The organism is Acinetobacter schindleri CIP 107287 (genome assembly GCF_000368625.1).
Classification (GTDB): Bacteria; Pseudomonadota; Gammaproteobacteria; order Pseudomonadales; family Moraxellaceae; genus Acinetobacter; species Acinetobacter schindleri.
Map to the genome: position 1 here is coordinate 22,512 of NZ_KB849576.1, position 24,751 is coordinate 47,262.

Here is a 24,751-nt window from a genome sequence, read left to right on the forward strand (position 1 = left end):
TCATCTCATATTCAGCCAGGTTCTTCCATGTCCAAGCCGTATTTAATTGCACCTTCTATTTTGTCTGCTGACTTTGCCCGCTTAGGTGAAGAAGTTGAAAATGTACTGGCAGCAGGTGCTGATGTTGTTCATTTTGATGTCATGGACAACCACTATGTGCCAAACCTGACTTTTGGGGCAGGTGTGTGTAAGGCATTGAAAAAATATGGCATTAAGGCACCGATTGATGTGCATCTTATGGTCAAACCGGTCGATCGCATGATTGGTGATTTCCTTGAAGCCGGTGCGGACATTATTACTTTTCATCCGGAAGCTTCTGATCACGTTGACCGTTCTTTGCAGCTGATTAAATCTGGCGGTGCTCAGGCGGGTCTGGTATTTAATCCGGCAACACCTTTGCATTACCTTGATTATGTACTGGATAAAGTGGATCAGATCCTGTTGATGAGTGTAAACCCGGGCTTTGGTGGTCAGAAATTTATTCCGATGACTTTGGATAAATTACGTCAGGCACGCAAGATCATTGATGCTTCTGGTCGTGATATCCGTCTAGAAGTAGATGGTGGTGTAGGACCAGCCAATATCCGCGAAATTGCAGAAGCGGGTGCGGATATGTTTGTGGCAGGTTCAGCGATCTTCGGTAAACCGGATTATAAAGCTGTGATTGATGAAATGTGTGCAGAACTGGCGAAAGTAGGACAAGTCACTGTCTGATCGGAATTTTATGTTATTCACAGCAGACTGTGGATAACTTTATGGATAAGTATATGGATATCTATGTGGGTAACCCTATGGATATCCAGCATAAATTGTAATCAATTGTAGCTTGGTTGTTTAAGCATTATACAAAATATGTATAAAAAGAACTCAATTTGGGTCCTTTTTCTATTTTGAAAGGCTTACAAATTCTGGTGTTTTATTCATCAGCGCTTACAAATCAAGCTTCATAAAAAGTGATCAACTTATTTTAAATTCGTGTTTCATTGTGTAACTTCTCCGAACAATTTTAAATTTAATTCATGTGCATAACTTAATTATTTGATGGGGATAAACTTCTTGTTTTGGAGCAGTGCTGAGCACCTTGTTGTCATTTTTAAAGTGACTGAGAACTCTGTTTTATTCTTAACTGTGTATCTAAAGTAGCGATTTTTTCGAGGGCTGTCTTGGGTGCTTGAGTTAAGCTGAGTTAAGTTACATCTCATACGGTCAATTTTTGTAATCTGCACTATATTTTTGCAAGTAATTTTATACAATCTCACAGTTTTAGGAGGAACGACCTCCCTTGATGTAAAATATTGCTTTTACTCAGGAAAAATCGTCAGGACGGCCTGATTTCTTAATTCATGAAGGAGGGTATATGGCCTGGTTTTTACTCATACTGGCAGGTCTTTTTGAGGTAGTGTGGGCCTACTCAATGAAGCTATCGGAAGGCTTCAGCAAACTGACCCCCAGCATTATTACTATCTTTTTCATGTTTCTAAGTTTTGCACTGCTGGCTTACGCTATGCGTACGCTACCTTTAGGCACCGCCTATACCATCTGGACCGGAATTGGTGCAGTTGGTTCTTTCCTGATTGGGATTTTTATTTTGGGAGAACCTGCGACTGCCATGCGCATGCTAGCAGCTGTCTTGATTATTTCCGGTCTGGTTTTGATGAAACTCTCATCTTCTTAAAGTTTATAGGGTGTACCCTAATGTAAATGTTTCAGTATTTATTTATATCAGCCTTATATTGATCATTGCGTTAAAATAATCTTTCTATGGCAATCCAACAGGGTGAAGACATGAACTTAAGCTATATCTATATGGATTCACCTGTAGGGCAATTGCGATTGGTCGCCAGTACTGAGGCACTGGTTGCGGTGCTCTGGGATTGTGAAACGCCGAACCGGGTAAAGCTGGCAACTTTAATGGAAGATCCTGAGCATCCTGTTCTGGTTGCGACTAAAGTACAGTTGGAACAATATTTTGCTGGTCAACGTAGCTGTTTTGATGTGCCACTCGATTTTGCTGGTACACCATTTCAGAAAAGTGTCTGGCAGGCCTTGCTGAATATTCCTTATGGAGAAACTCGAACCTATCGTGATATTGCCCTGGAAATTGGTAATCCGAAAGCGGTTCGTGCCGTGGGGGCTGCCAACGGTCGTAATCCGATTTCGATTATTGCTCCATGCCATCGTGTGATTGGTGCCAATGGCGCTTTGGTGGGTTTTGCAGGTGGACTGGAGCGCAAGGAAATCCTGTTAAATATTGAACGAAATAAGTAAGATATATTCTATCCTAATAAAAATCTGACCTGACAAAATGAATCCATTTTTTGCTCCAGTGATTGAAAATTTCTGGTGGCTGTTTCTTTTATTTTCCTTAGCAGCTTTATTCAAGCTATTTAAACCATATCTCAAAGGGAAATTCGGTGAGTTTACCGTTGTTGTGCATGCTAAACGCTATCTTAAACAGCCGCATTATATTTTGATGAATGACCTGACCTTTGAGGATGGGCAAGGGGCTACTACCCAGATTGATCATTTACTGTTAAGCCCATTTGGGCTATTTGTGATTGAAACCAAGAACTATAAAGGCTGGATTTTTGGTGGTGAACGTCAAAAAATGTGGACTCAAAAACTTTATAAACAGAGTTATAAATTCCAGAATCCGCTGCATCAGAATTATAAACACGTCAAAGTGCTGGAACAGGTTCTGACAGACGTTTTAAGTCCAGAACATATCCATTCACTGGTGGTGTTTATGCCAGAAGCTGAGTTTAAGACCGCGATGCCAGCAAATGTTTTTCGTAATGCCAGCTGGACGGATTACGTGAAAAGCTTTCAGGAGCCGGTAATTTCTGAAACCAAACTCAATCGGATTCAGCTGCATCTGGAGAAGGCTATGCTGGAGAAATCCAGGCAGACCAATCGTCAACATATAGAAGGCTTAAAGCAGCGTAAGCAAGTTAAATAAAAAATCCCTGAAAAGTTCAGGGATTTTTAGCTGAATGCTGAGCAGCTTTGAGCTTTTCAGTAATTTCTTCCAGCGGTTTTACCCGTTTTACTTCATCCCACAGCGACTTCGCTTCAGGATAATGCTTGGACATCATGCCGAGCCACTGCTTATAACGACCGACCATATTCATTTCTTTTTTATAGGAACCATTCAGAAAACGAATTTGCAGACCAAGCAGTTCGTTCCAGCTAATGAGTGGATCATCACTATTTTTACGGATACATTGAGTCAAATCAGGCGTCGTTACTGCACCGCGTCCAATCATCAGATCTTCACATCCAGATTCCAGCTGACATTGCTTGGCATCCGCATTTGTCCAGATTTCACCATTAGCAATGACATTAATCTTTAAAGCTTCACGAATCGGTTGCAGCTGGTCCCAGAATGCAGGGGGGGTATAGCCATCCGCTTTAGTCCGTGCATGCACTGTTACCCAGGCAGCACCAGCATCTTCAATGGCATGGGCATTTTCCAGCATAAAGTTACGGTCCATATAGCCAAGCCGCATTTTTGCAGATACCGGAATATGTGCAGGAACCGCATCACGCACTGCTTTCACCAGCTCATACACGACTTCTGGCTCATCCAGCAGCACTGAACCGCCACGATGACGGTTGACGGTTTTAGCCGGACAGCCAAAATTCATATCAATTGCGGGTGCCCCCATAGCAGCAACTTTGACTGCGTTGGCTGCCAGCATTTCCGGATTATTCCCCAAGAACTGTACATGTACCGGTGTACCGGCTGCAGTTTTACCTTCATTTAGGAGTTCAGGGCAATAATTATAGTAAACATGGTCCGGCAGCAGCGAATCTGTGACACGAATAAACTCGGTCACACACCAGTCAAAGCTTCCGACGGATGTCAGTACATCGCGCATAATCGGGTCCGTTAAGCCTTCCATGGGTGCAAGAACAAGTTTCAACGTGTTCACCTGTGAATTTGAAAAACGGTGTTATACGGCTTTTTCGCCTGAATGTCCAGGCAGTTTAAATTTCATGCTTATAAAGGGAGGGAGCGTGAGAATGGATTTAGTACATATCGATAGAACGACTGTCTTCAGCACAATAAAATAATAGAGTTTTACATATTGATGGCTATATTGAAAAGAATAATAAATCTTCAGGATGGCAGTATGGAACAGCCTCATTTCAAGGATTATTTCTCCCAGCAGTCACAAGACTACGCTTTATTTCGTCCACATTATCCAGACATGTTGGGCAAGATATTGTCAGAGCTGTCACCTGATATACAACTGGCTCTAGACGTTGATTGTGGTTCAGGGCAGTTTTCAGAGGTCTTGGCAAATTACTTCGATCAAGTGATTGCAATTGATGGCAGTGCTGAACAGCTTGCCCAAGCCAAGTCTCATCCAAAAATACAGTATCTTCAAGCTGCAGCAGAAAATATTCCTCTGGTTGATCAGAGTGTTGATCTGATTTCGGTAGCGCAAGCTGCACATTGGCTGGACCTGGACAAGTTTTATGCAGAAGTCCAACGTATTGCGAAACCAAATGCCATTCTGGCTTTGATTACTTATGGTGTTTTTAATGTTGATGAGGAGCATTTGAATCATTATTTCAGGCATTTTTATGAAGTGACACTTGCATCATACTGGCCACCAGAACGTCATCATGTAGATGAAGGTTATCAAAATCTGGCATTTCCATTCCAAGAAATTTCAATTTCGTCCCCTGTGCTGCAAGTTGAATGGAACTTTTACTAGCTGATTGGTTATATGAGTACCTGGTCAGCTGTTAAAGTAGCCACTAAAGCTTTGGGACATAACCCACTCAATATACTGGCAGATACCATGTTATCCGAATGGGAAGATCCGGAATTGCCCAGAGTCATCCGCTGGCCCCTGTCGGTACGGGTAGGCAGAGTAAATCCAGATTAAGTTTTGGCAAATAAAAAGCCCAGTAGTTGGGCTTATGAAAATATTAATTTTAAAAAAATCTTAAACTTACTTATTCAACAACATTTCCAGCACAAACTTGGAACCGATAAAACCTACAGCCAGCAAACCAAAACCGATTAAAGTAAAACGAACCGCTTTTTGTCCACGCCAGCCAAATTTCCAGTGACCAATCAGTAAAGCGCCATAGACCAGCCAGGAAATAATACTAAATGCTGTTTTATGTGCGAGGTGTTGGGCGAAGAAATCATCAATGGTAAAGAAGCCGAAACCTAAGGCAATAGTCAGTAGGACAAAACCGGTCATCAGCATATCAAACAGCAATGATTCCATATCCTGATACGATGGTAACAAATTGACCCAGACCCGGCGTTTCTGTTTTTTCTTGAGTTCACGGTCCTGAAAACGCAGAATCACCGCCTGAATGGTGGCCATCAGCAGCACTGCATAGGCAGATAATGACAGGATAATATGAATATCAAGACCAAGCGAGTTCTGCACAATGATTTTGGCTTGTGGGGTAAAAGCAAAGCCTAAAATCAGGCCAGTCGCTGCAACCGGAATACCAATCAGATTCAATGGCAAAATAGGGCGATAGGTACTATAAGCCAGACTCAGTAAAAGCATCAGTCCGGAAGTAAACGAAACCAGAACAAAAACATCATAATTTATCCCCATCGGGGTGTGCATGTCACCATAAAGAACCATGCCATGTAATACCAGACCAAGAGCGGCCGTGATACCAACAAACCACTGATTTGGAATACGTTTCGACATTAAATGAACAAACAAATACCAGAAAGATGCGGTATAGGCGACTAATGCCAAAATTGTATAAACCAGAGGGAGGCTAACCATGTCTAACCTTTTTAAGGGTGATGAATATTCATTTATATAAATTCGATGCGAACTACAGTATCCTATAGCATTCTATGCATAAATTTTCTATTTTAAGAAACAATTTTTTGCTCACGGCTATTTTAAGCGGATTTTGCAATGTTTGATACCTTAACAGAACGACTCACGCAGAGTTTAAGAAATGTTACTGGCTCAGGGCAGCTAACCGAAGACAATATTAAAGATACGTTACGTGAAGTACGTATGGCACTTCTTGAAGCCGACGTTGCGTTACCTGTAACTCGTGAATTTATCGCGAAAGTTAAGGAAGAAGCATTGGGCCAGGAAGTGATGACTCAGTTATCTCCAGGCCAGGCCTTCGTCAAGATTGTCTATGACGAATTAACCAAGATGATGGGTGCGGCGAACGAGAGCCTCGACCTGGCAGCAAAACCACCTGTGGTTGTGCTACTTGCTGGTTTGCAGGGTGCGGGTAAAACCACGACTGCTGCAAAACTTGCACGTTTCTTACAAGAACGTCAAAAGAAAAAAGTCGCGATGGTGTCTGCCGACGTATACCGTCCAGCAGCGATCAAGCAGCTACAAACGGTTGCGGGTGAAGTAGGTGCGATTTTCCTTGAATCGAATGCCAATGAACGTCCAATTGATATTGCCAACCGTGCCATCGAACAAGCAAAAATCCAGTTTGCTGATGTCCTGATTGTCGATACCGCAGGCCGTCTGCATGTCGATGATGACATGATGGATGAGATCAAAGAGTTGCACGCTGCGATTAGCCCAACTGAAACCCTGTTCGTGGTCGATGCCATGACTGGTCAGGATGCGGCAAATACTGCAAAAGCCTTCAACGATGCTCTACCTTTGACTGGTGTAATCCTGACCAAGACTGATGGTGATGCTCGGGGTGGTGCAGCACTTTCTGTTCGTGCCATTACCGGCAAGCCAATCAAGTTCCTGGGGATGGGTGAAAAGCTGGATGCGCTTGAGCCATTCCATCCGGAACGTGTGGCACAGCGTATTCTTGGTATGGGTGACGTGCTTTCTCTGGTCGAAGAAGTTGAACGCAAAATCGACAAAGAAAAAGCCGAGAAAATGGCGAAAAAACTGCAAAAAGGCGGCAGCTTCAACTTTGAAGATATGCTGATGCAGTTTGAGCAAATGAACAAGATGGGTGGCATGATGGGCTTTCTGGATAAACTTCCAGGAATGAGCAGTGCTGGCCTTCAGGATGCAATTGCTCAAGCCAACCCTGAAAAACAAATCAAGAAAATGGAAGCGATCATCCAGTCTATGACTGTTAAAGAGCGTCGTAACCCTGACTTGATGAACCCAAGCCGTAAGAAGCGTATTGCAGCAGGCTGTGGTATGGATGTTGCTGAAGTGAATAAACTGATCAAGCAGCATGCCCAGATGGCGAAAATGATGAAGAAATTTGCCAATCCATCAGGTATGGCAAAAATGATGAAGTCACTCGGCGGCTTGCAGAAACAGTTTGGCGGCGGTGGTGGCATGGGTCCACTGTTCGGCGGCAACGACAAGAAATAAGTTCTTTGTTTAAAAAAAGGTGCTTCATGCGCCTTTTTTGCTTTTTAAGATATACAGTTTAATCAAAGCATACATTTACTTACCCAATCCTGTCGTTAGCTGAGGCAGACTCTTTAAAAAATGCAAATACAGGAGTAATAAAATGACGCAAGTGATTGTGGTACACGGCTATACGGCTGGTCCAGATGAAAACTGGTATCCCTGGATTCAGCAAAAAGCTAAGGAAGAACATGTAAGCCTAAAAGTTTTACGACTTGATCCCTCTACCACACCTCGGCTGGAAACCTGGCAAAAGCAGATGCAGGAGCAGATAGAAAGCGTCGATGAGAACAGTATCTTTATCGCTCACAGCTTAGGAACTATTGCAGCTTTGCATTATTTATCTCATAAATTGAAACAACAGAAGATCAAGCAACTCGTACTCATCGCTGGTTTTAATGGTCGACTCGGACGTCTGGAAGAGGTTAATCCATTTATTGATGCTGCCCAAATTGACTTTGATTTATTGAAGCAGCAGATTCAGGAACGAGTGGTCATCTACTCTGAAGGTGATGATCGGGTAGCACCAAAATTTAGTCTGGAGCAGGCAGAAAGTCTGGATGCACAAGTGATTAAGGCTCAGCATTTTGGTCATTTTATTGACTCGCAAGGCTGCACTGAACTGCCTGAAGTCTGGCAAAGTATTGAACCAAATCTTATACGCCAATAAGCGTTTCGAGGCTGAAAGATTAAACTTTACAAAATGGGTGCTAGTGGTCTGGAAATTTGCTTGAAAGCTTTGTAAAACATGTTAAAACAATGAGCCGGTAGCATCATTATTTTAACAATTAGTATAAGTATACAGCTATGACAAATAAATCAGGAAACGTTTATATCATTCATGACTATCAGTCGACCTCTAATGACCATTGGTATCCGTGGTTAAGTCGACAGGTCAAGAAACTTGGTATTGATGCTAAGCGCATCATGTTAGCCAATCCATTAGAACCGAAAATGCAAGATTGGCAACAAAGTCTGGCAGTGCAGATCCCGCAAATGGATGCCGATACCATTCTGGTAGCACACGGGTTGAGCTGCCTGAGTGTGCTGAAATTCGTAGAACAGCACTATCTGACTCACCGTAAAGCTATTCGTGGGGTAGTGATGGTGGCAGGTTTTGATCAGCCGCTGGTGATGTGGTCAGAACTGAATGATCTAGTGCGCAGTGTAAAACTGGATTTCAAAACACTTTCTAAAAGCTATAAATACGGGGTTATGTACATTTCTAACAATGATCCACATGTACCCACTGCCATGTCTTTAAGTCTGGCCCATCGACTTCTCAATACTCAGATTTTTGAAGTCTTGCAGGCCGGACATTTTGAAAAAACTGATGGTTATGCGGATTTCCCACAGCTACTGGAAGTTATCCACCGGCTGTATGGTCTAAATGAGCTGCAAAATGCTGCAGGCCTTTAAGTAACAGGTCGGGTTCAATCACGGGCTGGAAGGATTGTAAATGCTGTGCAAACAGTGGCGCATCACCACCTGTAAGAATCAGCTGGGCAGGGAAGTCACTTAATACCTTTTCAATGGTGCTGAGTAGACCGAGCAGAATACCGTGATGTACGGCATCAATGGTATTGCGTCCCGGGCTCAGCTCTTCAAACGCAGCATCTGGAATTTTAATGCCTTTGGTATTCTGAATCAGGGCATCTCGCTGTAGATGTAAGTTTGGCAGGATAAAACCCCCCAGATGTTTTTGCCCTTGAGCCAAGTCAATGGTGAGAGCGGTACCACAGCTAATGACGCAATAGTTTTGTGTATTCGATGTTGCAACTGCCAACACCTGTAACCAACGGTCAATTCCGAGTTGAGCCGGATCATCATAACCACAGATCAGGCCTGCATATTCAGCATGAACTTTGGCAAAGATCACTGGAATATTCAGGCGTTTTAGAATTTTCAGGATACGTTCATTATTTTGCTTATCTAGTACAGAAGAGATTCCCACCTGATGCAAGCCTGATCCCATAAAATGCTGAATCAGACCCAGCAGTAAATCCGCTGGAGACTGTAGATGCATTTCAGCCGCATGTTCAATGATACGATCTTGTTCCGTGATCCAGTATTTAAGACGTGTATTGCCAATATCCAGCCATAATTTTTTCATTGATCTTGCCTTAGCTACCAGTCTTTAAACGTAATTGCCCTTGATAAAAGGTCTGAATACCAGATTCAGTCTCAATCTGCACCGCGCCATCTTCCTGAATACCGGCAAAGATACCGGCATATTGTCCTTGTAGGTCAGTAAATTCCACCTGTTGCTGAATAAAAGCGGCATAATGATTAAAGCGGGCCGCCAGATTGTGGCTGCCATGATTAAACCATTGACCCGCCTGTTGAATGGCCTGATAGAGTTCAGCAATCAGCTGGTTGCGTATCACTGTAGCCAGGCCCAGTTCAGAAAGGGAAGTGATCGGCTGATCCAATTGTTCTGCTTCAATCGGGGCCAGGTTAATTCCCACACCGACCACTGCCTGATGGGTAGAGATCGGCTCTACCAGAATGCCGCCCCATTTGGCATTCTGACTATATAAATCATTTGGCCATTTCACTTGCAGATCAAGCTTTTGCAAGCCAGGCATTTGCAGAATATTGAGTGCAACTTCAAGCGCGAGACGACCATCAATCGGTATCTCTGTATTCAGCAATGTGCTTAAATAGATATTGCCTTCCGGAGAAATCCATTGGCGTTGACGCTGGCCTCGGCCCTGAGTTTGGGCACGACTGCTGACCAATACCTGTCGAATGCCTTTTTGAGCGAGATCCCGGACATCATCATTGGTCGAAGTGGTGACGGGTTTCAGCAACAGGACTTCAGGCAGTTGTCCTGCATCTTTAAGCAGTTGTTGCAGTTCGCGAGTTTCTATATCCATCTGAATTTAAACGTGGTAAATGTCGTTATGGAGTTAATCATATATTTGTTGATTGGTGCAATTGCTGGTTTCACCGCAGGCCTGTTTGGAGTGGGTGGTGGCCTGATTGTTGTGCCGATTCTGTACATTGTATTTACCCAGCTCCAGTACGATCCAAGTGTCATCATGCACATGGCAGTGGGAACCTCTTTGGCGACGATTATTGTGACCTCAATCAGTTCGGTCATGGCACATCATCTCAAAGGTGCAGTACTTTGGCCCGTTTTCCGCAATCTGGCACCTGGTTTGGTGATTGGGTCTTTCCTCGGTGCAGGCATTGCAGACTATTTACCGGGTCAAGGCCTGCAGCTTCTGATCGGTTTCTTTGCAGTATGGGTAGCTTTACGAATGTTTAGCCGTGCCAATGTCAAGATTGATCCAGCAAGCACACTACCTTCTACGCCAAAACAAATGGCGACTGGGGCTGGAATTGGTATTGCCTCTGCAATCTTTGGAATTGGCGGCGGCAGTCTGACAGTGCCATTTTTAAACCGTTGTGGCGTAGTGATGCAAAAAGCCGTAGCGACTTCAGCTGCATGTGGACTCCCCATAGCGATTGCTGGCGCACTCGGATTTATGTGGTTTGGTAAGCAGTCGGATGTTACGGTACCGAATACCATTGGCTATATTCATATATATGCTTTTATCGGCATCAGTATCATGAGTTTTTTTACTGCCAAAGTGGGGGCAAAAGTGGCACATCTATTGTCACCGGTCATGTTGAAGAAATGTTTTGCGGCCTTATTAAGCGTTGTCGGTAGCTATTTTATTTATCAGGGTGTCAGTGCCTTTCTGTAAGGTAATTTCTTTAATGCAGATTTCAGAAAAGAGAGTTTAAGTACTCTCTTTTTCTATTTGATCAATATGTTTATGCTGATAAAGAGAATAAAAACAGAATAAACAACCGCTAAACTGGTTTATATAGAGGCTGGTTGGCTGCATAGACAGAATATTGTCTGACAATGTCAAAGCATTCCTTTAATAAAATAGGTTAAATAAATGAAAAGTCATTCAGCATGACAAGAACTGCATCAATAAAAATAAAGACAGGATGGCCATGCACGAGGAAAAAGCAAACAGCTTGTCTGAGCAGATCGCCAGGCATATCAGTGAACAGATTATTCGTGGTGAGCTTGTGGAAGGTGAGCGGATCCAGGAACTGAGAATTGCATCAGAACTTGATGTCAGTCGTGGTTCTGTACGCGAAGCATTATTATTGCTGGAACGCACCCAGCTCATCGAAATCTACCCGCGCCGCGGTGCCATTGTCTCGGAAATGTCTGCACTGCAAGTTCGTGCCCTGTTTGAAATGTGCTGTCTTCTGCTAGGTCAGATCGTACACCGTATGGCTGAAACCTGGCGCCCGCATGAGGCAGAGCGTGTTCAGCTATTATTAGAACAATTAGAAGCGGAAACCCGTCAAGGTCACACCGAAAAGTTTTATGATTTGATCTTTCAGGGCTTGGCGCAGCAGCAGGACATGGTTGGCAATCCCTATCTGATGCGTTACTACCATGAGCTACTGCCTTCACTGCGGCGCAGTTACTTTTTAACCCTGAATATTTCCAAGCGCGAGCTACAGGAATCTTTTGATCTGTTTAAGCTGGTAACTGATGCAATTCTGAGCCGAAAATCACATCAGGCCACTTTATTTATGGAAGATTTTTGTCGACACTTGCGCAACCTTGTGTTGGAATCACTAACACGGATGAAACAAATTGAACTTGCGTGGGCGAGACGCTCGCGCCGTTAAATCAGGACATTATGCGTTTAAGCAGTTTAAAACTTTCAGGCTTCAAATCTTTTGCCGATAGTACAACTTTACACTTTAAAGATAACCGGACTGCCGTTGTGGGGCCCAATGGTTGTGGCAAGTCCAACGTCATTGATGCAATTCGCTGGGTGATGGGGGAATCGAGTGCGCGCCAGTTACGTGGCGGCAGCATGCAGGACGTCATTTTTACCGGAACTGCGAAGCGTAAGCCAGTGGGTGTGGCGAGTGTAGAGCTACGCTTTGAAAATACCTACGGAAAACTTGGCGGTGCGTATAATGCCTATAACGAGCTGGCCGTACGCCGTCAGGTCAACCGGGATGGCAAGTCTGAATATTTCCTGAATGGTACCAAATGCCGCCGTCGTGACATCACTGATATTTTCCTGGGTACCGGTCTGGGACCACGTTCCTACGCCATTATTGAACAGGGCATGATTAACCGTCTGGTCGATGCCAAGCCTGAAGAAATGCGGGTTTATATCGAAGAAGCAGCGGGCGTATCGCGCTATCAGGCCCGCCGTCGCGAAACCATGCAGCATCTGGAACATACCACCCAGAATCTGTCTCGCTTAGAAGATATTGCTTCCGAACTCAAGTCCCAACTCAAAACCTTAAAACGCCAGTCCGAAACTGCAATTCAATATAAAGAACTCGAAGGGCAGATCCGTACCCTGAAAGTTGAAATCCTGTCATTCCAGTGCGAGCAAAGCCAGCGCTTGCAGGAAGAATATACCGTTGAGATGAACACGCTAGGTGACAGCTTCAAGTTAGTACGTTCTGAACTGACCACGGTTGAGCACGATCTGGGGACAACCAGTGAGCTGTTCCAGCGTTTGATCCAGCAGTCCACCCCATTACAAAATGAATGGCAACAGGCTGAGAAAAAGCTGGCTGAACTGGAAATAAACCTGAAGCAGAAACAGTCTCTGCTGGAGCAAAACTCAACCAGTCTGGTGCAACTAGAACAACAGAAAGCTCAAACCAAAGAACGTTTACAGTTGATTGAATTACAACTGGATACCCTACAAGAGCAACTAGAAGATCAAACTACACAGTTACAACAACAGGAAGGTTTAAGTCAGGATCAGCAACAAGGTTTGCAGGAACTGAAATCTCAACAGGCTTCAGTCGCGACCCAATTTGCTCAGATTAAAACTCAAGTCGAACAGCAACAGCAGCGCAAGATGCAGATGCTGGCACAAAGCGAGCAACTAGCTAAAAATATCGTTCGTATCGAGCAGCAGAAAGAAACCTTGCAGCAACAGTCCGCCCAGATTCAGAATCAAGCACAGCAAGATGAGCTGGAACAGTATCAGCGGGAGAAAGCTGATACTGAACAACAGCTGATTCGCCTAGAAAGCCATTATGCTGAGCTGAGCCAGCAGATGGAACAGGTTAAACAGGCACATAGCGAACAACAGCAACAACAGATGCAGTTGAAATCTGAATTGCAAGTATTGAATGCAGAAAAGAAAAACCTTTCCCAACTTCTGACGAAAGCTAATCCGGCAGCTAAAGCGGATACCGTGCAACTGATGCATGTGCTAAAACTGAATGAGCAGGGCAAAGCCCATGCCAGCCTGATCGAAAAATTCCTGGCAAAATGGCTGTCTGCTCAGGTACTTTCGGATTCAGATCATTTTCTGGAAAATACAGCACGTCAACTGAAAGCACAGCAATCGCCTGCTAAAATCCAGCTAGCAAATGTCCAATCTCTGGCGGACTGGATTGAAAAACCACAGTATTCTTTATGGCAGCAGGTCGCCGTAGTGGAAACCCTACAGCAAGCGCTACAACTACAAGACCAATTGCAGTCGGGTCAATCCATCCTTAGTTTAGATGCTTATCATGTCGGTCCAGACTGGGTGATTGGACTAGAGTTTGATGAAGCCAGTCAGGCAGGTCAAGGCGCACTGAGCCACCGGATTCGTCTGGATGAAATTGAACTACAACTAGCTAAGCTGGAAGAGCAATCCTGCCAAGCTGAACAGCATCTGGCTGAAGCAAAAGAACAGCTCACAGCGCTGCAAATTCAGCTACAGCAGGTCACCAGCCAGCAGCAACAGGCACAGAAGCAGCTGCAACAGCTGGATTTAAATATTGCCAAAGTACAAAGCACTGCTCAGGCTTTTGCTGTGCAGAAACAGCAGTTGCAGAACCAGCTCCAGCAGCTGGATGAACAGCTTGAAGAAGATGCAATGCAAAAAGATGATCTGGAAATTGATCTGCATGCATTAAATCTAAAACTGGAACAGGCTTTACCGAATTATAAGACCTTGCAATTCCAGCTGGATGAACTGACTACGCAACTGGAAGATTGCCAGCAGCAAACCCACAATGCTCAGCAGGAACTGGAAATTACCCGTCGTCAATCGGTTCAGTCCAAACAGCAAGTCGAATTGCTACAAAAAGACCGAGTATTCCTGAAAGAGCAGTATCAACAAATTCTCCAACAGATTGAACAGGCCAAGAAATTTATTGATCCGGTACAGTTAGAACTGCCGCATCTGGAAAGCCAGTTTAACGAGCAGGTGGAATTGACAGGGAAACTGCAAAAAACCTGGTCGGAATGGCAGGTCGAACTGAATCAGGTACAAAATAAACAACAGCAGCTCACTGAAAAGCGTCATCAGTTCCAGCAGCAGGATGAAAAGCTGCGGAATGCACTGGAACAGAAACGCCTGGCTTGGCAAGCAGCTAAATCTGATCTGCAACACTATTCTGAGCAGCTAAAAGAATTGAATAGTGAAGTCATTAATGGTCTGAATATCGAAGTCAAAGTACATCAGGCCAAGCTGGAAAAAGCCCAATCGCAGTTCGACAAGCTCGGAGCGGTGAATCTTGCAGCATCTGAAGAATATGAAGAGGTCTCAAAACGCTATAATGAGCTGAGCCATCAGATTCAGGATCTGGAAAATACCGTCGAGCAGTTGCAGGCAGCCATGAAGAGCATCGATCAGGAAACGCGCAAGCTGTTTATGCATACTTTTGATCAGGTCAATGCCGAATTGCAAAACCTGTTCCCGAAAGTATTTAATGGCGGTGAAGCGAGCTTAAGTCTTGAAGACGGATGGCAATCAGGTGTAAAACTGATGGCACGACCACCGGGTAAGCGTAACAGTTCATTGGCTTTATTGTCTGGTGGCGAAAAAGCATTAACAGCATTGGCTCTGGTGTTTGCGATTTTCCGTCTCAATCCGGCGCCATTCTGTGTGCTCGATGAAGTCGATGCACCATTGGACGATGCGAACGTGGGGCGTTTTTGTAATTTAGTCAAAGAGCTTTCAGAACAAGTGCAATTTATTTACATCACACATAATAAGCTTGCAATGATGATGGCAACAGACCTCTTGGGTGTGACCATGCCTGAACCGGGCACATCAAAACTGGTTACAGTGAATTTGGAACAGGCAAAAGAATACGGCTTAGCTGCGGAGGCATAAAATGGAAATCACTACTATTCTCGGGATTGTTGTAGCAGTCGTGATTATGCTCTTGGGCATTCGAATGATCATGAAAAAACCTGCTGATGCAGCACCATCATTGGATTCGGAATTACATATTGATCCGGACAGTCAGACACCGGTTATTCCGCGTCATGTACGTGCCCAGCTGTCAGCACAGGAGGCAGAGGCGCAACGTGTTGAACCGAGCCTGAATGCGGAAACTGTTGAAAGCACAGCACCTGCAACAGAACCAAAAGAAACAGCAAAAGTAGAGCCGACATTGACGGAAACAGCCAAACCTGTAGCAGAATCTGCAAGCCCGCTGGATACGCCAATCGTTCAAGAGGCTGAAGTAGAAGTTACAAAAGCTGAAGTAAAAGAATCATCTGCTGAGGAAGCTAAGGCCGAAAATGCTGCTACAGAGGAAGTCAAACCTGTTGAATTTAGCCTGAACAGTAATATTGAAAAAGCTGAAATTTCAGACTTTGAAGATGAAAGCAGTATTCTTGATGCGCATCTGCATGAACAGAAAGTCGTGGATGATGAGTGTGCATTGGCGAATGCAGAAATGATTATTTCGCTGAGTGTCATTCCACAAGGCCGTGTATTGTCTGGTGAAAAAACGCTAAAAGTTCTGCTGAAATACGGCCTGCGCTATGGTGAGCTGGCTTGTTTCCATCGCTACAGCGAAGATGGTTCTAAGCTGCTATTCTCGGTATTGCAGATCACGGATACGGGTATGGAAGGTTTTGATCTGGAAACTTTGTCAACTGAAGAAGTGAAAGGTCTGGCATTCTTCCTGGCACTGCCGCACAGCGATGTACAAAATGCTTTTGACACCATGGACAGCATTTCACGTCTGATTGCCCGTGAAGTAGACGGTATTGTCTATGATCAGAACCAGCAGGAGTTTACACCGCAGCTGCGTGAGTTCTGGCGTCATCAGGCCATCGATTACCGTGCGGGACAGCCAGCAGAAGTCTAAGTTTCTGTATTGAAACCGGACATTTCGATTTTTATAATAGCCAAAACTGAAGAATATACAGGGCGGGTTTTCCGCCCTTTTTTATGGTGAAACTATGACCCAGGAAACCACTGTCGTTGCGCAAATGCGCCAGCTGATTCAACTGATTGCCAAACATAATCATGCCTATTATGTAATGGATCAGCCGATGATTGAGGACAGTGAATATGATCAGCTTTTTCATCAGCTCAAAGCCCTTGAAGAACAATATCCAGCATTGGTGCAGCCGGATACACCGACTAACCGTGTCGGTGGTCAGCCTTTAGCAAAATTCATGACTGTAACGCATGCCGTACCGATGCTGTCTTTAGGCAATGTATTTAATAAAGAAGATTTATTTGCCTTTGCCCGCCGTATTGAAGAACGCTTGCCGAACCAGAAAATTGAATATGATGTCGAGCTGAAATTTGACGGTCTGGCGATTTCCCTGTGGTATGAACATGGCGTATTGGTACGTGGTGTAACGCGTGGCGATGGTGAAACTGGGGAAGACATTACCCAGAATGTAAAAACTATCCGCAACCTGCCAAAATTATTATGTGAAGGTCACTGTAAGGTGCCTGACCTGCTGGAAGTACGCGGTGAAGTCTTGATGCCGAAATCCGGTTTTGAAAAGCTGAATGCGGCGAACCTGGCCAAAGGTGAAAAGACTTTTGCCAATCCACGCAATGCCGCCGCAGGTAGTTTACGTCAGCTGGACCCAAATATTGCTTCTTCACGTCCACTCGCATTCTATGCCTATGGTATTGCGCAGTGTGTGCCGCATCATGGACAGACCACGATGTCAGCCAGTCTGGAATGGCTACAGCACTTCGGTTTCGCCGTGGGTGAGCGTCATTTTATCTGCGATAGCATTGAAGACGTACAGCAAGTCTATGAGCAGATCATTGAGGAACGTCCAAATCTCAGTGTTGAAATTGATGGCATGGTGATCAAGGTCAATGACCTGAAACAGCAAAAGCAATTGGGTTTTTTAAGTCGTGAACCACGCTGGGCAACGGCTTATAAATTTCCTGCGGTTGCAGCACTGACGACAGTTGAAAATATTGACTGGCAGGTGGGGCGTACCGGGACTTTGACCCCTGTCGCACGCTTGAATCCTGTCGCAGTTGGTGGCGTAACAGTTTCCAATGTGACCTTGCATAACATTGGGGAAATTCATCGTCTGGATGTCCGGATCGGGGATACGGTCAGCGTTTACCGTAGTGGGGACGTCATTCCTAAAGTTGAAAAAGTCTGGCCAGAATTCCGTCCGGTTGACGCAGTTGAAGTACATCTGCCAGAAAACTGTCCGGTGTGTGGTTCCCCTGTAGTGATGCCAGAAGGTGAAGCACTTGCACGCTGTTCAGGTGAGTTGTATTGTGCAGCACAGCGTATTGAAACCATCCGTCACTTTGTGTCACGTAAGGCGATGGATATCGAAGGCTTGGGCGATCGTTGGGTAGAATCTCTATTACACCTGAACCTGCTGAAAGATGTGGCCGATATCTATCACCTGCATGAACATCGTGATCAGCTGCTACAGATTGAAAAAATGGGCGAGAAATCTGTTCAGAACTTGATTGATTCTATCGAGAACAGTAAGAAAACGACATTGGCTGCTTTCATTTATGCATTAGGTATTCGTGGTGTCGGTGAGACCACAGCACGTATGCTGGCCAATACTTTCCAGACGCTGGATGCTTTACGTCGTGCTGATCTTGATGCGTTAAAGAAAACCCCAGATGTCGGTGATATTACGGCTGAATGGATTCTGGATTTCTTCCAGGCACCGCATAATCTGGAAGTACTGGATCGTCTATTGGCAGCGGGTATTCACTGGGATGCACCAATTGCGCCAACACGTCAGCCTTTGAATGGCGAAAGCTGGGTGGTAACTGGAACTTTAAGTTCCATGGGGCGTGATGAAGCAACTCAATTGCTGCAAGCCTTAGGCGCACGTGTGAGTGGCAGTGTATCGAGTAAAACCAAATGTGTGGTTGCAGGTGAGAAAGCTGGTTCGAAGCTGGATAAGGCAGAAAAGCTTGGCGTGCCAGTATTAAATGAAGAACAGTTTATTACCTTAATGAAAGAGCATGGTCAACTTCCTGCTTAATCGATCTTAAGCAGGAATTAAAAAAGACATCCGAGGATGTCTTTTTTAATGGCTTGATTGGGTCGGGCTCGTCATGATGAACTGAATTCACGTACAATATCGATCTATTGACAGGTATTGAGCCTGTCTCATCAGATGATTCTGTTCTCCCGTTGATGATTGGCATACACATGGCGCAAGCAAAGAAAACTTTTCCGCAACAAAAATCGGAATTACATATACGAAATCTGCATCGCAGTCGTTACGATTTCCCTCAGTTAATGAAGACTTGTCCGGAACTTGCACCTTTTGTTAGCCTAAATAAATATAATGATCTTTCAGTCGATTTTTCTGATCCACACGCTGTGAAAATTCTCAATAAAGCATTGCTGAAACATTTTTATGGCATTCAATATTGGGATATTCCTCAAGATTTTCTTTGTCCGCCTATTCCGGGTAGAGCCGACTATATCCACTATCTGGCTGACTTGTTGAGTGCCAATCATCAAGGTCAGATTCCAACAGGACCTGCAGTTCAAGTCTTAGATATTGGGGTTGGTGCGAACTGTATTTATCCAATCATTGGTCATCGTAGCTATGGTTGGAAATTTGTCGGCTCAGACATTCATTCTGCATCCGTTAAAAGTGCTCAATTTATTGTCGAGGCGAATCCAAATCTACGTAAAGGGATTCAGATTCGATTGCAGAAGAACTCAAACAATATTTTCAAAGGTCTGATTAAACCTACAGACCGTTTTGATTTGACGATGTGTAACCCGCCATTTCATGCCTCGCAAGATAAAGCAGATGCCACAGCAACGCAAAAATTAAGAAAACTCGGCAAGCCGGTTGATCGGACAAAGGTGGTGTTAAACTTTGGTGGTCAAAAAAATGAACTCTGGTGTGACGGTGGTGAAGAACGCTTTGTCTGCCAAATGGTACAAGAGAGCATACAGTTTGCTGAGCAATGTCTTTGGTTTAGCACACTCGTTTCTAAGAAAACCACATTGCCTGTGCTTTTAAATGCGTTGCGTAAGAGCGGAGCAGGGGATGTGAAAATCATTAAAATGACGCAGGGGCAAAAAGAAAGTCGTTTTGTCGCTTGGACTTTTTTAGATTCAAAGCAACAACAAGCATGGAGAAATGCACGTTGGACTTCAGCTTAAGCTTATTTTCATCTGAGGATGAGTGAGCTTGTCGGTGCATGACGAAGATTTGGCTTGTTTATACCAATGAACAAGCTCAATTTTGCTTATATGATAACTTGATGCCGATACACTCAGCGTTTCTGATTTGATACGCATGCAGTTCAATGAATATAGGCCACAATGATTTTGAATCTAGTTACAAAAAACAATACATTATAAAAGTACTTTGATCTTGTTCATCTAAGCTGAGTACTGAGTGCAAGATATTGTTTTATAAATGGGAATTTATTCAACTAAAACTGTAAATGAAAGTACTTCTCATTTTAATTATTTAAAAATCATATATTTACGTAAATTTTATTTTGCAAATCCAGAAGATTTTCTCCATAATAAGTCCATAAAGGTAGGGAGTTATAAAAATGCGTGGTAATCCAGAAGTCGTAGATTATTTGAATATGTTGATCGGTGGCGAACTGGCTGCTCGCGACCAATACCTGATCCACTCTCGTATGTACGAAGATTGGGGCCTGACTAAAATCTTTGAACGCATTGATCATGAAATGCAGGAAGAAGCACAGCATGCGGACGCAATTATTCGCCGTGTTCTGTTCCTGGAAGGTACACCGAACATGACCCGTGATGATGTAGAAATCGGTGAAGATGTGGTGAGCTGTCTGAAAGCAGACCTGAAACTGGAATATGAAGTTCGTCAAAAACTGGCAACAGGCGTGAAACTGTGTGAAGAGAAGGGTGACTATGTGACGCGTGACATGTTACGTCAGCAAATGTCAGATACAGAAGAAGATCATACTTACTGGCTTGAAAAGCAACTACGTTTAATTGAGCTGATTGGTCTGCAAAATTATATTCAGTCCCAGATGTAAGATTTGAAAAATCCCGCCAGTTGAGCGGGATTTTTTTAACATCGAATTTTCAAGGATTTTAATAACATTTGGATGGTTCGTTGATCCTCAGCTGAAAACTCACTCATGTTAATATCAAATTCTTCCTGACCAGTTTTAAGTTTAAATAGATGAATGTCGGGGTTATGCGGTGGAATTAAAATGCACTGAATTTCAGTGTAGGCATTCAGTGGAAAGATTTGACCGATTTTCATATGACCCAAAGACCAATAAATTTGATCTGCGTCTATCTCCAGTTTCTTGAACTTGCTGATTCCATAAAGTGCCAAATAAGCCATCATTATGGTCAAGGTGATAATACTGATGTAGTGATCAGTATATTGAGCAGGTTGATAAAAAATAGCCGAGAACCACTGACTTAGTATTGCAAGCTTAAAGTTCCAGTCCTGATCAGTGATTCGCAGATAATAGCTGAATTGAAAAAGTAGATAACCTATTAAAATATAAGTCAAGAATAGAAAGGGATGCAATGAGCTTTGACAGTAGAAGGATCTTTTCATATTGTTATTTTTAGAGCTAAAAAAACCAGGCAACTGCCTGGTTTTTATCTTAACAAAGGCTTAGAACTTGTTAAAGCCTTTGTTTACGCCATAAGGACGACGTGGTGTGTTTTCATCACGTTCTTCACGTCGGCCAAAACCTGATTCGGGACGATTGTCACGGCGTACAAACTGAGTACCATTCTGGTTTTCACGACGACCAAACTGTGAGCCGGCTTGATTATTGTCACGACGGCCAAAACCACCTTCACGACGTTCACGGCCAGTATTCGCTGCCGGTTCATCACTGTCACGGCGCTGCTGACGCAGGAAACCACCACGACGTGCTGCCATAGGTTTTTCCTGCATACGCTCAGAACGGCGTTTTGCCATGCCGTACAAACCAGTACCTTGACGTGGTTTAAGCTCAACAGCTTTTGCCAGGTTATCGATATCCTGCTTGTCCAGTTCAATCCAGCGACCAGTACGCAGTTCGCGTGGCAGAATTACTGTGCCATAACGGGTACGTAACAGACGGCTGACTTTCAGACCTTGGGATTCAAAGATACGACGTACTTCACGGTTACGTCCTTCTTTCACCACCACCTGATACCAGCGGTTGATACCGTCACCGCCCAGTTCAGAGAATGATTCGAATTTTGCCGGGCCATCATCCAGTACGACGCCTTTGAGCATGTTATTTTTCAGCTCAGGCGTTACCTCACCCATGACACGAACTGCATATTCACGTTCGATTTCATTGGAAGGGTGCATCAGACGATTCGCCAGTTCACCGTCATTTGTGAAAAGTAACAGGCCAGTGGAGTTAATATCCAGACGACCAACCATCACCCAACGATCACCTTGGATCGCAGGCAGGTTATCAAATACAGTCGGACGTTGTTCAGGATCGTTACGTGAACAGATTTCGCCTTCAGGCTTATAGTAAATCAGTACGCGACGACGGATTTCGTCCTCAATCTGGAATTGTACCTTACGACCATCGATGCGAAGCTCATCACCTGGTTCGATACGCTCACCCACTTGGGCAACTTGCCCATTCACACTTACACGACCAGCGGCAATGACTTCTTCCATATAACGGCGAGAACCCAAACCAACACGTGCAAGCACCTTTTGCAATTTTTCACTCATGACAGCATAACCTTAGAAATAATTATCAACAGTTCACCTATTTATGACTTCGGTGCATTTGAATCGAGGGCCATAAAAGCTTCCTTGGCATCCTGCAGGGGAGGCAATTGGCCTAAACTGGTTAAGCCAAACGCATTTAAAAATTGTGGCGTTGTCACTAACAACGCAGGTCTTCCAGGGAGTTCACGAAAACCAGATTCTTTAATCCAGTTCCAGTCAAACAGCGAACGCAAAATCTGACTGTTATTTGTGACACCACGAATTTGTTCTATATCTGCCCGGGTCACCGGCTGGTGATAGGCAATTACGGCCAAAGTTTCAAGTAATGAAGGAGACAAGCGCGCTGGTCGCTCGGGCCATGTCTGAGCAATAATATTACGATACTTCGCACGTACTTGAAAACGGAAACCTTGAGCAGTTTCAATCAGTTCAATTGAGCGGCCATGCATCAGCATAGACAGTTGCTGTAGGTACTGACGTAATTCCTGCTTGGTATATCGATCCTGAAAAGCTTCTTTTAGACGTGCCAGAGACACCGCTGAATCACTCGCAAAGATAATCGCTTCCAGCTGCATTAGAACATCATGCAGACTATCTTCCGCTGTAAGGATTGAGCTATGGTCAATGGTCATAAAGGTGCTCCCTGAATTGCGAGCGGGGCTTCAACGCCTGTAGCAATAATCTGAATTTTTTGTTGACGTGTCAGTTCCAGAACCGCCATGAAGGTGACGACCATGCCCATCCGGCCCTGGTTTGGTTTGAGTAAATCTGCAAAAGAAAGCACTTCACCAGTTTCCAGGCAGCTTTCAATGTAGGCAATGCGTTCTTCAAGTAGCACCGGTTCCTGTTGCACCTGATGAATCACCGGCTCAGGACGGTTAAAGATACACAGCAGGGCATCACGCAGCAGATTGACGTTATGACCTTCATTCGGTTGAATGAACTCGCCCAGACTGACATTGGTCTCAAACGTATCACGTTCAAGCACACTCATTTTGTTCAGACGTTCTGCGGCCTGTTTAATGCGTAAATAATTTTCCAGACGATCGATCAATTCCTGTTTCGGATCTTGTTCCGTCGCAGAAATACTTTTGGGTTTTGGAAGAAGTAAGCGGGATTTGAGGTCCGCTAATAATGCCGCCATTACCATATAGTCTGCGGTCAGCTCAATATTGAGTGACTTCATCGCATCCATATAGGACAAGTATTGGGCAGCAATCGGCGCAATGTCGACTTGCAGCAAGTCAAAGCCATTTTTTTGGATCAGGTAAATTAAAAAGTCGAGCGGGCCTTCGAAATGCTCTAACAGGATTTCAAACGCTGAAGGAGGAATGTAAAGATCCTCAGGAATCGTCTCCTGCCATTCATCCAGTACACGGATGTGTGGAGTAGGTTCCATCATATTATGGATGCTTTGATTCATATACAGTTGTTGGCCACGCGAATTTTCAAAGGCATGAAGGCTGATTCTTCGATCTCACATCGAAAGAAAAAGCATGTAAAAGTTGATCTTAGTGTACTCGAAAAATACCTCTAAATAAATTGGATATGGAGTTAGATACAAAAAAACAGTAGCTTTTACGGCTATTCTTCGGTTTTTGATCATCTCAAATACAGGGATGCCTTTCTGAATTAAGGGTTCAGAGAAATAAGGTTAAGCTCCAGTTGAGTTTGCAACCCTTAAGATCGATCATGAGCATTGACAAATATTAAAAATTAGATCAGGAAAAATCATTCTTTAGCAGTAATTAAAAAGTAAAAGTTTTAAAAATAAACCTTAAAAACATATATCTATCGTTCAAAAAGTATTCTAATATCTCAGAAAAATATACTGATGAATAAAACAACTAAAAACAGGACGGGTGATCAATATGCCTATTATGCTGGTACTTATTGCCGTGATTGGCTTGGGGTATTTTGGGGTTATCCCAAATATGAAATGATGCAACTTGAAGACCAAACACGTCAGCAGCTTCAATCAGGTAGATTTGCCGATTTAGAAGCGAAGTATCAACCCATACTTCAAAGAGAAAAGGTAGAGCTTACAATTCTGGATCAGTATCCGAATATTCGCTTTTATACACGCTGGCTTGAAAATGAAAATAAAAAACTTTCTGTAAAGAGTGAACAGAATGTCAAAAACATAGCCTGTAATTCTGTAGAGGCGTTTCAAAACTTTGATTACAAGTCTCGAACTGCCGTCTTAAATGTGATTGAAGAAGATCAAATAGTTTTTCATATGAATGTCAAAAATAAATTTGGTACGGACATGATGCAACATCAGCAAAAGCTGTTGGATTGTCCAAGTTTTTTACAAGTGAGAGCATTAAAAGCTGGGGAAGAATATATCCCACCACCTCAAAAGAATACCCCAGTAGACATGGTTGCACTTGCTGCATCGGTTTCGGAAGAGGCTGCGCAACCTTTAAGTTAAAATCCTACGGATAAA

The 24,751-nt window shown here is 43.9% G+C and carries 23 protein-coding genes and 1 pseudogene; 16 read left to right on the forward strand and 8 right to left on the reverse strand.

Annotated elements, in window-relative coordinates:
* Positions 1-27: 27 nt before the first annotated feature.
* From rpe to F955_RS07720, 4 genes are all read left to right on the forward strand, one after another.
* Positions 28-714, forward strand: coding sequence for a ribulose-phosphate 3-epimerase (gene rpe / locus F955_RS07705; protein WP_004893268.1), 687 nt, complete (start codon positions 28-30; stop codon positions 712-714).
* Between the two features lie 643 nt (positions 715-1,357).
* Positions 1,358-1,675: a quaternary ammonium compound efflux SMR transporter SugE gene (gene sugE / locus F955_RS07710; protein WP_004811247.1), complete on the forward strand. Its 318-nt coding sequence runs from the start codon at positions 1,358-1,360 to the stop codon at positions 1,673-1,675.
* A gap of 110 nt (positions 1,676-1,785) precedes the next feature.
* Positions 1,786-2,268, forward strand: a complete 483-nt coding sequence (locus F955_RS07715; RefSeq protein ID WP_026056795.1) for a methylated-DNA--[protein]-cysteine S-methyltransferase — start codon at positions 1,786-1,788, stop codon at positions 2,266-2,268.
* 37 nt (positions 2,269-2,305) lie between these two features.
* The gene (locus tag F955_RS07720; protein WP_004893270.1) at positions 2,306-2,959 is read left to right on the forward strand and encodes a nuclease-related domain-containing protein; all 654 of its coding nucleotides are present in this window, start codon (positions 2,306-2,308) and stop codon (positions 2,957-2,959) included.
* Positions 2,960-2,975: 16 nt separating this feature from the next.
* Here the strand turns inward: F955_RS07720 and F955_RS07725 are convergent, their stop codons facing one another.
* Complete coding sequence (locus tag F955_RS07725) at positions 2,976-3,926, reverse strand: tRNA dihydrouridine synthase (protein ID WP_004893272.1); 951 nt, start codon at positions 3,924-3,926, stop codon at positions 2,976-2,978.
* A gap of 210 nt (positions 3,927-4,136) precedes the next feature.
* On the opposite strand from F955_RS07725, the pseudogene F955_RS07730 reads away from it, so the two are divergent.
* Positions 4,137-4,901, forward strand: a pseudogene (locus F955_RS07730) (class I SAM-dependent methyltransferase).
* 66 nt (positions 4,902-4,967) lie between these two features.
* On the opposite strand, the gene F955_RS07735 reads toward F955_RS07730, so the two are convergent.
* Positions 4,968-5,777, reverse strand: a complete 810-nt coding sequence (locus F955_RS07735; protein ID WP_004893275.1) for a cytochrome C assembly family protein — start codon at positions 5,775-5,777, stop codon at positions 4,968-4,970.
* Between the two features lie 138 nt (positions 5,778-5,915).
* Here F955_RS07735 and ffh point away from each other — a divergent pair, with 138 nt between their 5' ends.
* The 3 genes from ffh to F955_RS07750 all read left to right on the forward strand — a co-directional run bounded on the left by ffh (position 5,916) and on the right by F955_RS07750 (position 8,780).
* A complete protein-coding gene (gene ffh / locus F955_RS07740; protein WP_004893277.1) occupies positions 5,916-7,322 on the forward strand; it encodes a signal recognition particle protein in 1,407 nt (468 codons plus the stop codon).
* A gap of 142 nt (positions 7,323-7,464) precedes the next feature.
* On the forward strand, positions 7,465-8,031 hold the full coding sequence (locus tag F955_RS07745; protein ID WP_004893278.1) for an RBBP9/YdeN family alpha/beta hydrolase: 567 nt from the start codon (positions 7,465-7,467) through the stop codon (positions 8,029-8,031).
* A 137-nt stretch (positions 8,032-8,168) separates the two neighbouring features.
* On the forward strand, positions 8,169-8,780 hold the full coding sequence (locus tag F955_RS07750) for an RBBP9/YdeN family alpha/beta hydrolase (RefSeq protein ID WP_004893279.1): 612 nt from the start codon (positions 8,169-8,171) through the stop codon (positions 8,778-8,780).
* On the opposite strand, the gene F955_RS07755 is transcribed toward F955_RS07750, so the two are convergent.
* On the reverse strand, positions 8,728-9,474 hold the full coding sequence (locus F955_RS07755; protein WP_004893280.1) for a type III pantothenate kinase: 747 nt from the start codon (positions 9,472-9,474) through the stop codon (positions 8,728-8,730). The two genes, F955_RS07750 and F955_RS07755, sit on opposite strands and share 53 nt — an antisense overlap.
* Positions 9,475-9,484: 10 nt before the next feature.
* Positions 9,485-10,240 carry a biotin--[acetyl-CoA-carboxylase] ligase gene (locus F955_RS07760; protein ID WP_004893281.1) on the reverse strand — a complete coding sequence of 252 codons (756 nt, stop codon included), beginning with the start codon at positions 10,238-10,240 and terminating at the stop codon, positions 9,485-9,487.
* A 27-nt stretch (positions 10,241-10,267) separates the two neighbouring features.
* Here F955_RS07760 and F955_RS07765 point away from each other — a divergent pair, with 27 nt between their 5' ends.
* The 7 genes from F955_RS07765 to ftn all read left to right on the forward strand — a co-directional run bounded on the left by F955_RS07765 (position 10,268) and on the right by ftn (position 20,629).
* On the forward strand, positions 10,268-11,077 hold the full coding sequence (locus tag F955_RS07765) for a sulfite exporter TauE/SafE family protein (protein ID WP_004893282.1): 810 nt from the start codon (positions 10,268-10,270) through the stop codon (positions 11,075-11,077).
* Positions 11,078-11,336: 259 nt separating this feature from the next.
* Entirely contained in the window at positions 11,337-12,032 is a 696-nt protein-coding gene (locus F955_RS07770) for a GntR family transcriptional regulator (RefSeq protein ID WP_004811224.1), read from the forward strand.
* Between the two features lie 11 nt (positions 12,033-12,043).
* Positions 12,044-15,496: a chromosome segregation protein SMC gene (gene smc, locus F955_RS07775; RefSeq protein ID WP_004811222.1), complete on the forward strand. Its 3,453-nt coding sequence runs from the start codon at positions 12,044-12,046 to the stop codon at positions 15,494-15,496.
* Between the two features lies 1 nt (position 15,497).
* Complete coding sequence (locus F955_RS07780) at positions 15,498-16,484, forward strand: cell division protein ZipA C-terminal FtsZ-binding domain-containing protein (protein WP_004811220.1); 987 nt, start codon at positions 15,498-15,500, stop codon at positions 16,482-16,484.
* 94 nt (positions 16,485-16,578) lie between these two features.
* Positions 16,579-18,618 carry an NAD-dependent DNA ligase LigA gene (gene ligA, locus F955_RS07785; RefSeq protein WP_004811218.1) on the forward strand — a complete coding sequence of 680 codons (2,040 nt, stop codon included), beginning with the start codon at positions 16,579-16,581 and terminating at the stop codon, positions 18,616-18,618.
* Between the two features lie 170 nt (positions 18,619-18,788).
* The gene (gene rlmF, locus F955_RS07790) at positions 18,789-19,763 is read left to right on the forward strand and encodes a 23S rRNA (adenine(1618)-N(6))-methyltransferase RlmF (RefSeq protein ID WP_004811216.1); all 975 of its coding nucleotides are present in this window, start codon (positions 18,789-18,791) and stop codon (positions 19,761-19,763) included.
* Between the two features lie 401 nt (positions 19,764-20,164).
* Positions 20,165-20,629 carry a heteropolymeric bacterioferritin subunit Ftn gene (gene ftn / locus F955_RS07795; protein ID WP_004811213.1) on the forward strand — a complete coding sequence of 155 codons (465 nt, stop codon included), beginning with the start codon at positions 20,165-20,167 and terminating at the stop codon, positions 20,627-20,629.
* A 35-nt stretch (positions 20,630-20,664) separates the two neighbouring features.
* Here the strand turns inward: ftn and F955_RS16835 are convergent, their stop codons facing one another.
* The 4 genes from F955_RS16835 to F955_RS07815 form a co-directional block, all read right to left on the reverse strand.
* Positions 20,665-21,120: a hypothetical protein gene (locus F955_RS16835; RefSeq protein WP_228127677.1), complete on the reverse strand. Its 456-nt coding sequence runs from the start codon at positions 21,118-21,120 to the stop codon at positions 20,665-20,667.
* Positions 21,121-21,228: 108 nt separating this feature from the next.
* Entirely contained in the window at positions 21,229-22,302 is a 1,074-nt protein-coding gene (gene rluB, locus F955_RS07805) for a 23S rRNA pseudouridine(2605) synthase RluB (protein WP_004811208.1), read from the reverse strand.
* A gap of 41 nt (positions 22,303-22,343) precedes the next feature.
* A complete protein-coding gene (scpB, locus tag F955_RS07810) occupies positions 22,344-22,934 on the reverse strand; it encodes an SMC-Scp complex subunit ScpB (RefSeq protein WP_004893287.1) in 591 nt (196 codons plus the stop codon).
* Entirely contained in the window at positions 22,931-23,725 is a 795-nt protein-coding gene (locus F955_RS07815) for a segregation and condensation protein A (RefSeq protein ID WP_026056761.1), read from the reverse strand. The genes scpB and F955_RS07815 overlap by 4 nt, the downstream gene beginning before the upstream one ends.
* 411 nt (positions 23,726-24,136) lie before the next feature.
* On the opposite strand from F955_RS07815, the gene F955_RS07820 reads away from it, so the two are divergent.
* Entirely contained in the window at positions 24,137-24,736 is a 600-nt protein-coding gene (locus F955_RS07820) for a hypothetical protein (protein WP_004893288.1), read from the forward strand.
* The last annotated feature ends 15 nt before the right edge of the window (positions 24,737-24,751 follow it).